General features: G+C 62.2%; 9 protein-coding genes. 6 read left to right on the top strand and 3 right to left on the bottom strand.

From position 1 onward, the window contains the following. Positions 1-43 precede the first annotated feature (43 nt). Complete coding sequence (gene asnB, locus BLS26_RS24570; RefSeq protein WP_092515181.1) at positions 44-1,984, bottom strand: asparagine synthase (glutamine-hydrolyzing); 1,941 nt, start codon at positions 1,982-1,984, stop codon at positions 44-46. A 153-nt stretch (positions 1,985-2,137) separates the two neighbouring features. Between asnB and BLS26_RS24565 the strand changes: the two genes are divergently transcribed. Next, on the top strand, positions 2,138-3,379 hold the full coding sequence (locus BLS26_RS24565; RefSeq protein WP_092515180.1) for a glycosyltransferase family 4 protein: 1,242 nt from the start codon (positions 2,138-2,140) through the stop codon (positions 3,377-3,379). On the opposite strand, the gene BLS26_RS24560 is transcribed toward BLS26_RS24565, so the two are convergent. After that, positions 3,376-4,638 carry an acyltransferase gene (locus BLS26_RS24560; protein WP_092518520.1) on the bottom strand — a complete coding sequence of 421 codons (1,263 nt, stop codon included), beginning with the start codon at positions 4,636-4,638 and terminating at the stop codon, positions 3,376-3,378. The two genes, BLS26_RS24565 and BLS26_RS24560, sit on opposite strands and share 4 nt — an antisense overlap. 246 nt (positions 4,639-4,884) lie before the next feature. On the opposite strand from BLS26_RS24560, the gene BLS26_RS24555 reads away from it, so the two are divergent. The 3 genes from BLS26_RS24555 to BLS26_RS24545 all read left to right on the top strand — a co-directional run bounded on the left by BLS26_RS24555 (position 4,885) and on the right by BLS26_RS24545 (position 10,371). Continuing rightward, positions 4,885-6,336: an O-antigen ligase gene (locus BLS26_RS24555; protein ID WP_244541675.1), complete on the top strand. Its 1,452-nt coding sequence runs from the start codon at positions 4,885-4,887 to the stop codon at positions 6,334-6,336. A gap of 196 nt (positions 6,337-6,532) precedes the next feature. Beyond that, entirely contained in the window at positions 6,533-8,806 is a 2,274-nt protein-coding gene (locus tag BLS26_RS24550) for an AAA family ATPase (RefSeq protein WP_092515179.1), read from the top strand. Positions 8,807-9,066: 260 nt separating this feature from the next. After that, a complete protein-coding gene (locus BLS26_RS24545; protein WP_371360663.1) occupies positions 9,067-10,371 on the top strand; it encodes a polysaccharide biosynthesis/export family protein in 1,305 nt (434 codons plus the stop codon). Positions 10,372-10,461: 90 nt separating this feature from the next. Here the strand turns inward: BLS26_RS24545 and BLS26_RS24540 are convergent, their stop codons facing one another. Beyond that, on the bottom strand, positions 10,462-11,067 hold the full coding sequence (locus tag BLS26_RS24540; protein WP_092515177.1) for a DUF1080 domain-containing protein: 606 nt from the start codon (positions 11,065-11,067) through the stop codon (positions 10,462-10,464). Between the two features lie 229 nt (positions 11,068-11,296). Here BLS26_RS24540 and BLS26_RS24535 point away from each other — a divergent pair, with 229 nt between their 5' ends. Together BLS26_RS24535 and BLS26_RS24530 are read left to right on the top strand one after the other, a co-directional pair. Further along, a complete protein-coding gene (locus BLS26_RS24535; protein WP_092515176.1) occupies positions 11,297-11,761 on the top strand; it encodes a cupin domain-containing protein in 465 nt (154 codons plus the stop codon). 49 nt (positions 11,762-11,810) lie between these two features. Further along, positions 11,811-12,929: an amidohydrolase family protein gene (locus tag BLS26_RS24530; protein ID WP_157676579.1), complete on the top strand. Its 1,119-nt coding sequence runs from the start codon at positions 11,811-11,813 to the stop codon at positions 12,927-12,929. Positions 12,930-13,035: the final 106 nt, after the last annotated feature.

Raw genomic sequence — 13,035 nt, 5'->3', positions numbered from 1 at the left:
ACTGCGTCGGCGTAAGCCGGCGAGGTCTTAGTGGAAACCGTCTTCAGCAATACACGCGATTCCGGTGGCACCACCGGATCAAGACGTAGACCGACCACACCCGCGACCAGTAAAAGCCTGACCCGCCGTCAAGGAAGGTTTGCCAGAGCTTGGCAACCGCCACTGGATCGAGACCGCACGGCGCGATCGCCTGCGGATCGCGTAAGGTCTGATCCATGACTTTCTTCAGGCCCTGCCGGATCCAGCGATCGAACGGCAAGACGAATCCGCTTTTGGGCCGATCGAACAGCGTGGGGTCGAGGCCGCGCAGGCCGATCTTTCGCAACATGTCCTTGCGGCCGAGCGGCGCATAACGTGCCTGATCCGGCAACCGGTCCACGCTCTCGAACAGTACATGATCCACCAGCGGCACGCGTTGCTCCAGCGAGGCCGCCATGCTGGCCACGTCATTGTCGCGCAGCAGGCGCTCGCCGAGAAACAGCCGCTGCTCCATCACAGAGATCGCCGACAGCGGTAGGCGGCCTTTGGTTTCGGCAGTAAGCCGCTGGCGCATGCTGGAAGGCAAGCCATCGGCCAGCACGTCGGCAAAACCAGGCGCCAGCAATTCACGCTGCCATCCCGGCAGGAACAGCGCACTGGCCAATTGATAGAGCGCCACGAGATCGTCGCCGTGACGGACCATTTCCGGCAATTTGGCCCAGCGGGTCTGCGGCGGCACCGCCTGCGAGGTGCGCCGCAGCGGCCAGGTCACCAGCTTCGCCGCGGCCACCTGCAGGTCGCGCGGCACGAAGCCGGCGCGTTTCGACCAGCGCTGCAACACCGGCAGATCGCGGAAGGTCGGATAACCGCCGAAAAGCTCGTCGCCACCGGTGCCTGATATCGCGACGGTAAATCCGGCGTCACGAATCGCGCGCGACATGAAGTAGGCGTTCAGCCCGTCGAAAGTCGGCTGGTCGAGGCTATCGAGCGCCGCCTCCAGATTCGAAACGAAGTGTCCTTCGGTCAGCACCACCTCGTGATGCTCGGTGCCGATGGCTTTCGCGATCTGTTGCGCAATCGGGCCTTCGTTGAGCTCCTGCTCTTCGAAGGCCAGCGTGAAAGTATGGATCGGCGTTTTGGCGGCGCGCTGCGCCAGATTGGCCATCGCCGAAGAGTCGACGCCGCCGGAGAGAAACACCGCCAGCGGCACGTCGCTGGCGAGATGCAGCTTTAGCCCCTCCTCCAGAATCTGGGCCAGTTCATTCTCGGTCATGGTCGGATCGGGCGCGTGATCGGGGATGCGCCAGAAATCTTCCTGACGAACTTGCTTGCCCGAACCGTCAAGTTCGAGAAGCTGCCCGGGCCAGAGCAGTTCGACGCCTTTGACCGCCGTATTGGGGCCGGTCACAAAACCGTTCCAGACGCTGCTGGCGACCGCTTGCGGATCGAGGCGCGGCGTGCCCAGAAGTCCCGATGCCAGCAGCGCGCGAAGCTCGGAGGCAAAGACCAGCGACCAGCCGCTGTTCGGATCCGACGATCGCGCCACATAGAGCGGCTTGATGCCCAATTGGTCCCGCGCCAGCATCAAGCGACGCTGCTTCTGGTCCCAGCACGCGAAAGCGAACATGCCGCGCAACCATTTCACGGCATCCGGCCCGTGCAGGCCGAGCGCGCGCAGCATCACCGCGGTGTCGCCGCTGGACTGGAATTGCTGCCCTTCGGACTCCAGCCGCCGCCGCAAATCCCGATAATTGTAGATCTCGCCATTGAAGACTATGACATGCCCGGTCACCGGGTCCAGCATCGGCTGCACGCCGGCCGGCGACAGATCGAGGATCGCGAGCCGGCGATGCGCCAACAGCGCGCCCCAGCCACGATCGTCAGGCGTCGAAGCCCAGATGCCGGCGGCGTCCGGGCCGCGATGGACCATGGCGTCGTTCATCCGCTGCAGCGCTGCGCGGTTGGTCTGGTCCAGTCGTCCAATTATACCGGCAATGCCGCACATCAAATCAGTCCCTTGGGAAGCACCTTATCCCACGATTTGCGCGGCTCGTCGCAGGATGCGAGGGAGCAGCTAAGGTACTGCTTGGCTTAACGTTAATCCAAACTGCCCGGCAATTCACGCGGGCGAAACCTATCACTGCGCCTATAACAAACCATGAGCCCGGAACGCCTCAATATCCTCTACGTCTCGCAGATGCCGGCAAGCCCGCCGCGCTTCGGCGCGCAGGCGCGGCTGCACGGGCTGATGACCCAGCTCGCGCGGCGCCACGACATCACCGCGGTGATGCTGGTCGACGACGAATTCGACATCGAGGAGTGCCGGGTCGCGATGCAGGCCTACTGCCGCGAGGTGGTGCTGATCAAAAATCCGTATGGACGCGACGGCCTCGCCAAGCGGTTGCTGCAGCTCCGCTCGCTGGCTTCGACCAAAAGTTTCGAGCGGTTGCGGGTCGTGGTGTCCGAGATGCAGCAGGCGCTCGACAAGGTGCTCCGCGCCCAACGGTTCGACATCGTCAATCTCGAATTCACCTTCCTCGGGCATTGCGACCTGTGGCAGGCGCCGCCGGGCGCGAAGATTCCGGTCGTGGTCGTGGACTCCCACAACATCGACTACGACCTGGCGCGACAATACACCCGCACCGGCGGCAGCCTGCTTCGGCGACTCTACGCCGAAGCCAACTGGCGCAAGCTGCGGCGCGAAGAACTTCGGACCTATGGTCGCGCCGACGGCGTCTACCTCTGCAGCGTCGCCGACCAGCAGCGCCTGCTCGACGATATCCCCGCGGCCCGCACCATGGTGATTCCCAACGCCGCCGACGTCGATTTCTACAAGCCCCGTCCGACCGATCCACAGCCGGACGGCCGCACCATCGTGTTCTTCGGGCTGATGTCCTACATGCCCAATATCGATGGCGCCACTTACTTCATCCAGGAGATCTGGCCGCGGATCGCCGAGGCCAATCCGGACGCGCGCTGCAAGATCATCGGTGGCTCGCCGTCACCGCAACTGCTGGCGCTGGCCGGACCACGGATCGAGTTTACAGGTTTTGTGCCGGACCTGCGGCCGCACCTCGCCGAAGCCGCGGCCGTGATCGTGCCGTTGCGGCTGGGCGGCGGCACGCGCCTGAAGATCGTCGAGGCGATGGCGATGGGCAAGGCCATGGTTTCCACCACGCTTGGCGCCGAAGGAATCGATGCGATTCCCGGGCGTGATATCCTGATCGAGGACCAGCCGGATGCGTTTGCGGACGCGGCGATCCGACTATTGGCCGAACCTGAATTGGCGGCGCGGATCGGAAATTCGGCACGGCAACTGTCGGAAGCGCGCTATGCCTGGAGCGCGGCCGCCAAGGCGCTGGAAGGCTTTTATCGCGAGATTCTGGAAGCCAGCGGTTAACCGGAGACGGTTGTCGCTTTGGACGTCGAGTCCTTGGCGGTCGCATAGAAACGCTTCAATCCGAGGAAGCGCTTCTCGAACAATTCATAGCTTGCATAGGCAATCATCACCGACACCGCAGCACCGAGCGTCGCCTGCAGCGCGATCGCAGCACCATGCGAGCCAAGCCACGCCGTCAACTCGCGCTCGGTGTGATTGACCGTCAGGTAATACGAAATGAAGTGATGGTAGACGTAGAGGCCGTAGCTGTAGGTGCCGAGAAAGACCAACCAGCGGCTGCGAAAGAACCGCGAGACCTGTGATCTCTCGGACGCCACCAGAGCCCCGATCAGCAGGCAGGCCAGCAACACCTGAATGACAGCGGCACGAACCGGCAGCACCAGTTCCATGCTGTCGCGCGACACCAGCCGGGTCCAGACGAAAGTCAGCAACAGCAGCGCCGAGGCTACCGTCACCACCGAAGGCAACGCCCGCACCAACCGATCCAGTCCGCCGGGCTGCCGCGCCATCACGGCCAGGAACGCCCCGAGCGCGAGGCCATCGAGGCGGAACGGGGTCAGGACATACGTGGTCCACCAGCTCAACCCCATCAGCGATCCGGTCAAGCGCGCCAGCATCGCGCCGAGCGAGACCGCGAGGCAGACGCCAATCAGCATCCGCGGCCGGCGCGCCATCAGAAACACCGCGAGCGGCCAGACCAGATAGAAATGTTCCTCGATGCACAGCGACCACAGATGTTCCAGATAGGAGAACGACCAGTCGCCCTGGATCGCGATGTAGATGTTGACCGCGTAGAGCCAGGCCCAGGCCTGACGGTCCACGAGATAGTCGAGCGACGGTCCGCGCAGAATCGAGATCAGCGGCCCGACAAAGAACACCAGCGCCAGCACGCCATAATACAGCGGAAAGATCCGCAACACGCGGCGCATGTAAAAATTGCGAAAATAGTTCGGCTTGTTGCGGGCGTCATAGAGAATGCCCGTGATCAGGAAACCGGACAGGACGAAGAACAGCTCAACGCCGTAGGATCCGTAATTGGTGATTCCGACAATGGCGCGCTCGACCGCATTGGTCGGTTCCATGTTGCCGAGGAAGTGAAGCAGCAGCACCATCAGGATCGCGAGCCCGCGCACGCCGTCGAGCACGGGCAGATGACCCTGCAGATCGAGCCGAGGGGTCGCGCTCGCCGAGGATGGGGCGCCGGGCGTGGCCCTTGGCGTGGAACCCGGCGACGAATTAACGAACGCTTGAACGAGCATCTGGCCAGCCTGTCGGTGCTTCTCTCCGGCCATGCCGGAGCGGCGATATTCGGATGTGGCGCACCTCTAAAAAAAATGGCTGCGCGCCACCGGAATCTGCGCAGTCGAGGCCCGCGATGTCGAGCGGAACGGCGCGCTGGAACGGCAAGTCTGAAATTAGGGTTAAGTCATTGATGCGGCACATGCGGCATTAACTATCGGCATGCTAGGAACACACATTAAAAGCGACCGCTGCTAGAGTGCCGCATGCCCAGAGCCGCCACGCATTCTCAGGAAATGGATGGAGCGCGATCGTCGACACGGACGTTCGACGGCTACGCGCTCATTCCGATCCTCGCGTGCGTCTACGCGACGATCGTGTTTCCGCTGATCATCGTTTCGTGCGATCCGACCGACTCCGCCTGCTTGATGGAAGCCCGGCCGGAGAGCAAGATTTTCTGGCCGGTACTCGCGGCGATTGCACTCGTGCTGGCGATACGAAATTTTTCCCGCCTCAGCTTTCCGCCCCACATTCTCTGGCTGTTCGGTTACCTTGCGTTGGCTGGAATGAGCGTGCTGTGGGCGTTCAAGCCGGAGACCTCGTTCATCCGGTTTTCGCAGCAGGCGATGATCGTCGTCTCCATCGTGGTGCCCGCACTGCTGGCGGCGCGAAAGTCGGATTTGATGCGGGGCCTGTTCGTTTGCTTTGCGATCGCCACGATCCTGAACGTGTTCTTCGTGCTGGGCCGGCCGCCGATCGACACCAAGTTCGCGACCTGGGGCTATCCCGGATATTTCTCCGGAAAGAACTATCTCGGCGAATGCGAAGCGATCGCGGCGCTGCTGGCGCTTCACGAGACGCTATATCCCGGCAGGCGGCGGGTGTTCGGCGTTCTCATAGCCATTGCAGCCGTGGTGCTGCTGATATTGAGCAACTCCAAAACAGCGCTGGGACTGCTATTTCTGACGCCAGCACTGGCTGGAGCGACCCTGCTGCTGCGAAAGGCAACGCGCTTTTCGCCGGCGATCATTCTGCTGTCGATTCCGGTTTGCTGGCTGATCCTGACCACGCTGACCGGCTTCAGCATCTACCGCATCTCCTACATCCTGTACGGCGATCCGACATTTACCGGCCGCTCGATCATCTGGGACTTCGTCGAGTCGGAGATCGAACACCGGCCATTGCTAGGATGGGGATACCAGTCGTTCTGGCTGGCCGGACCCGATGCGCCCAGCATCGTCGATGCGCCGGGCTGGGTGAAGGACATGCCCAACGGCCACAACGGCTATTTGGACGTCAAGGTCGAGTTGGGCTACGCCGGCTACGCGCTATTCATGGCGTTCGTCATCGCAACCCTTCACGCCATCGGGCGGGTCGCCGATCGCGCGCCGACCCGGGCCTGGGTTCTGCTCACGCTGACGCTTCAGATCATCATCACCAACGGCCTCGAGAGCATATGGATGCGCGGCTTCGAAATGCTGTGGATCGTGTTCCTGATTCTGGCCGCCGAAATCGCCCGCTACTGGAAGCCGCTTCGCGCCGGAGCGGCACGCACGGTGAGCGGACCAAGACCCGGGCACCCGCGAACCAACCGCCCTGGTTCATCGCGCGGCCCGCGCAGATCCGCCGTTTCCAACGTCTGGCTCCATTCAGTTAACGGCAGCGAACCCGCCGGCAGTCCATCCCCGATGCCGCCAATGAAACCCCAGATTGATTAATTAATGCACATTAACCATCGGCAGTGATCAGCCAGAACTCCAGGACAAACAAGGATATATTGCAGGTCATCGCCGCTGTTGACGGGAAGCAACGACGACAATCGCGAACAACGAGATCGCCTGAGAGCTGATCAACGGCCGCTGAATTGCACGGCCCCTCTCAACGATTGAATAGCGCTCGAGTGGATACGATCCAATGGATGCCAGAACCAACGAACTGCCTCTCGAGGCCGAGTACGAATATTCCGATGTGAATCATTCGCAGCGATCGAGCGCGCGTCCCTCGATTGGCGCCACCGATATTCTCGAGACCTTGCGCCGCAGCTGGCGCTTTCCGCTCTACGGATTCTTGATCGGACTGGCGCTGGCGGCGGTCTATTTCGTCACGGTGCCTAACCCATACAAAAGCTCTGCGCGCGTGCTGGTCGACCGCAGCATGAGCCGGTACCTGCAGAACAACAAGATCGTCGACCAGCCGACGTTCGACGAAGCGGAAGTCGGTAGCCAGCAATACGTGATGTCGTCGGACAGTGTCATCGTTCCGATGATCCGCTCGCTGGGCCTGACCCGCGACAGCGAATTCGTCGGCCAGCCCAAGATGGGCGGCGCGCGGATTTCGGACTATCTCGGTGACATCAAGAAAGCCGTCGCCGGTCTGTTTGGCGTGCGCGTCGCTCCCGTCGATGATCCCGAAGCTGCGCTCGAGCGGACCGCGGTCGAAGCGATCTCCAAGCGTCTGACCGTCACACGCGAAGACATCGCCAACGTCATTAACGTGGCATTCGAATCCGAAGACAGGGCCAAGGCGGCCAAAATCGCCAATGCGATCGCCGAAAGCTATGTCGCGACGACGATGAGCGCCAAGCTCACCTCCACCAAGGTCGCGAGCCAGTGGCTGCAGGATCGCCTGGTCGAACTGAAGAAGCAGGCCGCGGACGCCGATCTCGCGCTGCAGGACTTCAGGGCCGCCAACAACCTGAAGACCGCCGCCGGCGGCCAGGAGCAGCGTGCCAACCTGGAAACCCAACTCGCCAACGCCCAGATCGCCGCGGCCGAAGCCAAGAGCCGTCTCGACCGCATCCGGCTGCGAAACGGCGAAGACATCACGACGCAGATGGGCACTGATGCGTTGAACAACAACGCCAAGGCCGGACTGACGTCGCCCGGCGAACTGTTTTCCCTGACCAACAACGAACTGATCAGACTGCGCGGACAGTACCGCGACGTGTCGGCAAGGGCCGCCGACATCGAATCCCATGTCGGCGACAAGCACCCCATCGCCGTCAAGATTCGCCGGCAGGCCGACAGCCTGCGCGAAGCGATACAGGCTGAGGAAAAGCGAATTGCCGATTCCTACGCCAATGAATATCAGGTCGCCAAGGCACGCGAGACCGAGATCGCGGCCACCGTCTCCAATCTGGCCGGCGGCACCAAGGCCGGCAGTGAACTGCGCGAACTCGAAAGCTCGGCAGAGGCGCTGCACAAGCTCTACGACAGCACGCTGCAGAAATACAAAGAGATCAACACCATCGAAACCGAAACCATGCCGGTCCAGAGCGCGCGGGTGATCACGCGCGCCGTTCCGGCGTTGTCCAAGAATTCCAAGAAGGGCTGGGCCGTGCTCGCGGGCAGCATGATGCTCGGTCTCTTCCTTGGCGCAGGTGCTGCCGTCGGCAAGGAATGGGTCGCGGACGTGTTCCGGACTCCCAAGGCGGTCGAGCAGGTCACCGGAACCAAATGCGTGGTTCTGCCGCTGGTCGAAGCGAAGTCGACGCCGATGGAAGAACTCGTCCTCGATGCGCCCTACTCCCGCTTCACCGAGGCGCTTCGTAACGTCAAGGCGCAGATCGATACCAACCGAGGCGTACACGGCGCCAAGGTCATCGGCATCGTGTCCTCGCTGCCGAAGGAAGGAAAGACCACCGTCGGCGCCAATCTAGCGGCGCTGATGATCGCAGCATCCGGCGCGCGTACCCTGGTCATCGACAGCGATTTCCACGTCAGAAGGCTGAGCGCTGCGCTAGCGCCCGACGCGCGCGAGGGACTTCTCGAAGCCCTAGAAAATCCCACCCGGCTGCCCTGGCTGGTCTCGCGGCGGCAGCGGTCGGGACTTCATGTCCTGCCATGCGTTGCCCCAGCCCGTATTCCGAATTCGGCCGAACTGCTGGGGTCGCCGATGATGGCGCAACTGCTGTCCGTCGCCCGCAAATCCTATGACTACATCATCATCGAGATCGCACCCGTGATGTCGGTCGTCGATGTGAAGATGATCGAGCGCTTCGTCGATCAGTTCGTCTTCGTGGTCGAGTGGGGCGAGACGAAACGGGATCTCGTGCTCGACGCGCTCGCGGAAGCCGACATCATTCGCGACCGTCTCGCCTGTGTCATCCTCAACAAGGCCGACCCGGTCGCGATCCAGAAGATCGAATCCTACAAGGGCATCAAGTCCGGGGATTATTACCAGAGCTGAACCCTGGCGCGGCAAGCGCGCCCGGAGCCGATCGGCTCCGCCCTTACGCTTGCCCCGACCTATCCGGCCAAGGGCGGCCGGCTCCGCTCGCGATCGATGCGTGTCGATCGGACAATTTACAACCTGTTCCACCAGATTTCGCGCAACGCGCGATCATAATCGCCGGCAGAATCCCTGCTGCGCCGCGGTATTAACCCGCCTTTAAACATAAGCGAATAATTTTTCGCCTGTAGCGTCTTGTTAACCCGGAGTCCCCCCTCGTGGCAAAAAGACTAAACTTTTGCGACGAGCAAAGGGCGGACCCGGTCGCGACGCGGTCGCTGCGTCTGCCACGGGACCTGTCCGGCGCGCTGCGGTTCCTCGCCCGCGCCTCCGTCTTGTCGATACTCCTCGCCCATGGCGGCTGCTCCAGCCTTCCGACCTCCGGGCCATCAAATGCCCTGGCTCGCATGGATCAGGTCGACCCTGCCGCCCTGCCCTATGCGATGGTCAAGGTCACGCCGGACGTCGAAAATATCCTGGAGCGCAATTCGGTTCGCCTCGGCCGGGTGTTTATCGACCGGCGCGGTCCGGCCGAAATCCGCTTCGGCATCGGCGATACCGTCAGTGTCACGATCTTCGAGGCCGCAGCCGGCGGCCTGTTCATTCCGGTCGATGCCGGCGTTCGTCCCGGCAATTATGTGACGCTGCCGAACCAGCCGGTCGACACCCAGGGCAACATCACGGTGCCATACGCGGGCAACATCAGGGCGCAGGGACGAACCGCGGTGCAGGTGCAGACCGCGATCGTCAACGCGCTGAAGAACCGCGCGCTCGAGCCGCAGGCAGTCGTTGCGCTCGTCGACCAGAAGGCCTCCTCCATCAGCGTGCTCGGCGAAGTCGGGACCCCATCGCGGTTTCCCGCGAACGCCGCAGGCGAACGCCTGCTCGATGCGATCTCGCGCGCCGGCGGCCCCCGCAATCCCGGCTTCGATACCTTCGTGACGCTCGAACGCGAGGGACGCCAGGCGACCGCGCCGTTCGGGTCGCTTCTCAACGAGCCGACCAACAACATCTTTGTCCGGCCGCAGGACATGATCTACGTGTTCACGCAGCCGCAGACCTTCGTCGCCTTCGGCGCGTCGGGACAGCAGGGACAATTCGGATTTGGCGCCTGGCGGCTCTCGATTGCCGAGGCTCTGGGAAAGACCGGCGGACTTAACGACAACCTCGCCGATCCCGCGTCGGTTTATCTCTATCGCGGCGAGCGGCGCGAAGTCGCCGAACAGCTCGGCATCGATTGCTCGCGGTTCAGCGGCCTGGTCGTTCCGGTCATCTATAATCTCAACCTGCGCGATCCGGCGGGCTACTTCCTCGCCACCAAGTTCGAGATGCACAACAAGGACGTGATCTTTACGTCGAACTCGACGTCGGTCGAATCGAGCAAGCTGATGACGTATCTGCGGTTGATCACGGCCACCGTGAACGATCCGCTGATGGCCGCCGTCAACGCCTACACCGTCAAGGGCCTTGCCGCGGGTACGGGCGGCGCGACCGTCGTCAACACCACATCCAGCCTAAAGTAGCGCTTCCGACTTTGCGGACAAGGAAAAGCTCACCCGTCGAAGACGGGTGAGCTTTTTGATTCCGGAGCGAGATTGCTCTGCCGCGCTCGATTACAGCGGCTTGATCTGCACCTTGCGGAACTTGACGACGCCCGAGCCGTACTGAAGCGCGAACGGCCCGCCGGCATTGTGCCTGCTGTCCTGGACGTCGGCGGTCTTCTGGCCGTTGAGCACGACCACGAGATGCGAGCCCTGGGCGGTGATCTCGTAGGTGTTCCATTTGCCCGCCGCCTTCGGCATCGGATCGACCTTGGCGACATCGACGATCGCGCCGGTGCCGTAGCTCGGGTCGGGCCGCTTGTCGAAAATATTGACCTCGTAGCAGATCTTGGAATCGATCTTGTCCCTGGCGTCGCAGCGGATGAAGATGCCGCTATTGGCTTCCTCATCGGTCCAGAACTCCGCCCTGATCTGGAAGTCCTTGTAGGAATCCTTGCTGACTAGATAGGAGAGAACCTTGCCGTCGTCGAGCTTGTCGGCGGCGAGCGCGCCGTCCTTCATCTCCCAATTGGCCTTGCCGACTTCGGTCCAGTCACCCTTTTTGGTGCTGTCGAGCAGCGTGATCCAGCCATCGTCCTGGCCCGACGCCACGCCCGAAAACTGGAAAGCGGCGGCGCCGATCAGCAAACCGGCCGCAAGTTTCGACATACGCTTCATGTAGCAAGTCCTCCTTTGGTGTTTTTGTTGGGCCGCAACCTAGCACTGCAATCCGCGGCGTAAATCCCGTTTTTCATGCTGCAGTTGCGTTGTCGGTCACTTCATTTTGTCGCACGCACCTGTCATGCAGGTATCTACGCGGCTTGCTCCTCGGGAACGAGACCGGCTAGCATCGGCAATAATAGAGACGAGCGATGCACAGCTCGCGGAATGATCAGGGGAGAGAACCATGAAGGCGACCGGTTTCTGGCGATATCTTGCAACCCCGCTTGTGTTCGCCGGAATGCTCGGCATCAGCTCCGCCGCTGAACTCAATCCCGCCGCCGTGGCCTACAAATTGCCCGACCAGATCCCGTGGAGCCCTGTTGACGCACGAGGCGGGCAAAACGCTGTCGTTGTTGGCGATCCAAGCAAACCCGGCTTCTACATGGTCTATACCAAGTGGACCAAGGGCAATCATTTCAGCCGCCCGCACTTCCACCCCAACGACCGCTACATCGTCGTGCTGCAGGGCACCTGGTGGGTCGGCACGGGTCCGAAATTCGATCCCGCCAATACCACGCCGATGCCGGCCGGCAGCTTCGTCACCCATTTCGGCAAGCAGGTGCATTGGGACGGCGCCAAGGATGAAGACGCCGTTCTCCTGATCATGGGCGAGGGTCCGGCGACATCGACGGCGGCGGAAGAGAAATAACCCCGGCGCGGCAACGCTATTCCCGCAATTATTTCCCATGGAATTGTCCATGCTGTTTCAATGCAAAGTCTGCGGCCCCGCGACCGATCACGGCAGCGCGCCATCGCGCTCCGGGAAAGCAAAGCCGTTCAGCAAACCCTGGCGCACCATCGACATTCACTGCCATTGCATGGTGCCTGAGGCCAACGCGATGGTGCTGAAGGCGACCGGCATTCAGGGCGGCGGACACACGCCCAACGCCAACGCGCATGTCAACGATCTCACCAGGAGCATCCAGCCGCAGCGCGGTAAGATCGATTTTCCGAAACTGACCGATCTCGAAACCCGCTTCGCCGACATGGACCGCGACGGCATCGACGTGCAGGTGATCTCGCCCTATCCCGGCCATTTCGTGTATGCCGCGCCACCGGAAGTCGCCCGCGACAGCTGCCACATGGTCAACGATCACATCGCTGGCATGGTGGCGAAACATCCGGACCGGCTGCTGGGCATGGGCACGGTGCCGCTGCAGGATCCCGGCATGGCCGTTGCCGAACTCGACCGCACCGTCAACAAGCTCGGATTTCGCGGCGTCGAACTCTGCACCAATGTCAGGGGTGTCGATCTGACCCGCGCCGGCCTGGAAAAATTCTTCGCCCGCGTCGAAGAGCTCGACGTGATGATCTTCCTGCATCCGTTCGGCACCAGCCTGGTCGGACGCATGGAGGATCATTATTTTCCGAACACGATCGGACACCCGCTGGATTCCGCGCTATGCGTCGGACAACTGGTGTTCGACGGCTATCTCGAGCGGTTTCCCAAACTCAAGATCTGCATCGCGCACGGCGGCGGCTACATCCCCGGCTATTGGGGCCGCTTCGACCACGCCTGGGCGCATCGCGAGGATTGCCGCGTCACCATCCAGAAGAAGCCGTCGGAATATCTGAAGAAGCTCTATTTCGACACGGTGGTGTTCGACGAACGCGAGCTCAGGCACCTGATCGAGATCTGGGGCGCCGATCACATCATGCTGGGCACCGATTATCCGTTCGACATGGCGGAGCCGGATCCGGTCGGCTTCCTCGGCCGGGTCACGGGCGTCAGCGAAAAGGACATGGCGCTGGTGGCCGGCGGCAACGCCGAGCGGCTGCTGGGCTTGACGGCCAAGGCCAAATCGGCGGCAAAATAGGACTTGAGCAAAATAGGGCCTGGCAACCGTTCCCCCGTTGGCGCGTTCCATCAGGAACGCCATGCGAATTTGGCCCCCGCTGGCGATATCCGGCCATGACCGGGTG

The sequence above is a fragment of the Afipia sp. GAS231 genome (assembly GCF_900103365.1).
GTDB lineage: Bacteria > Pseudomonadota > Alphaproteobacteria > Rhizobiales > Xanthobacteraceae > Bradyrhizobium.
Note: the sequence above shows the minus strand (reverse complement) of the source record. Positions and strands in the feature narration are given on the sequence as shown.

Excerpts from the sequence above, each read along its gene's own strand:
- asnB (WP_092515181.1), bottom strand. The coding sequence starts at position 1,984 with ATGTGCGGCATTGCCGGTATAATTGGACGACTGGACCAGACCAACCGC.
- BLS26_RS24565 (WP_092515180.1), top strand. The coding sequence starts at position 2,138 with ATGAGCCCGGAACGCCTCAATATCCTCTACGTCTCGCAGATGCCGGCA.
- BLS26_RS24560 (WP_092518520.1), bottom strand. The coding sequence starts at position 4,638 with ATGCTCGTTCAAGCGTTCGTTAATTCGTCGCCGGGTTCCACGCCAAGG.
- BLS26_RS24555 (WP_244541675.1), top strand. The coding sequence starts at position 4,885 with ATGCCCAGAGCCGCCACGCATTCTCAGGAAATGGATGGAGCGCGATCG.
- BLS26_RS24550 (WP_092515179.1), top strand. The coding sequence starts at position 6,533 with ATGGATGCCAGAACCAACGAACTGCCTCTCGAGGCCGAGTACGAATAT.
- BLS26_RS24540 (WP_092515177.1), bottom strand. The coding sequence starts at position 11,067 with ATGAAGCGTATGTCGAAACTTGCGGCCGGTTTGCTGATCGGCGCCGCC.
- BLS26_RS24535 (WP_092515176.1), top strand. The coding sequence starts at position 11,297 with ATGAAGGCGACCGGTTTCTGGCGATATCTTGCAACCCCGCTTGTGTTC.
- BLS26_RS24530 (WP_157676579.1), top strand. The coding sequence starts at position 11,811 with ATGCTGTTTCAATGCAAAGTCTGCGGCCCCGCGACCGATCACGGCAGC.